The sequence below is a fragment of the Vibrio sp. 10N.222.48.A3 genome (assembly GCF_041475345.1).
Taxonomy (GTDB): domain Bacteria; phylum Pseudomonadota; class Gammaproteobacteria; order Enterobacterales; family Vibrionaceae; genus Vibrio; species Vibrio tasmaniensis_A.
Genome location: NZ_JBFRVX010001635.1, coordinates 1 through 604 on the forward strand (window position 1 = coordinate 1; position 604 = coordinate 604).

Genomic DNA, 604 nt, shown 5'->3' on the forward strand with positions numbered 1-604 from the left:
GTCGGGTGGCAGCACGCCAAAAATGCTTTTCAAGCTTTTAGCTCAAGCGCCATACGCAGAAGGCATTCAATGGAATAACCTTCATTTCTGGTGGGGCGACGAACGTTGCGTTGCACCTGATGATGCAGAAAGCAACTTCGGCGAAGCGAACGCGCTACTTTTCTCGAACGTGAACCTTCCTGCTGAAAACATCCACCGCATCCGTGGTGAAGATGAGCCAAAAGCAGAAGCAGAGCGTTTCGCGAAAGAGATGGCAGACGTGATTCCAACAGAAAACGGCACGCCTGTTTTCGATTGGATCCTGCTAGGTGTTGGCGCAGACGGCCACACAGCTTCACTATTCCCGGGTGTAACTGACTACCAAGATGAGAACCTATCTGTATTAGCTTCTCACCCAGAGTCGGGCCAGATCCGTGTTTCTAAAACAGCGAAAGTTTTAGAAGCAGCAAAACGAATCAGCTACCTAGTACTGGGTGCAGGTAAAGTTGAGATCGTTAAAGAAATTCATACAACTCCTGCTTCAGAACTGCCTTACCCGGCAGCGAAAATCCAGTCTAAAACTGGTGAGACAGAGTGGTTCCTAGATTCAAATGCAGCAAGTGCT

General features: G+C 48.8%; 1 protein-coding gene. It reads left to right on the top strand.

Annotation, left to right across the window (positions count from 1 at the left end):
• Positions 1-604, top strand: a 604-nt coding sequence (pgl, locus tag AB4653_RS28175; RefSeq protein WP_372105928.1) for a 6-phosphogluconolactonase, incomplete at both ends; no start/stop codon positions are given.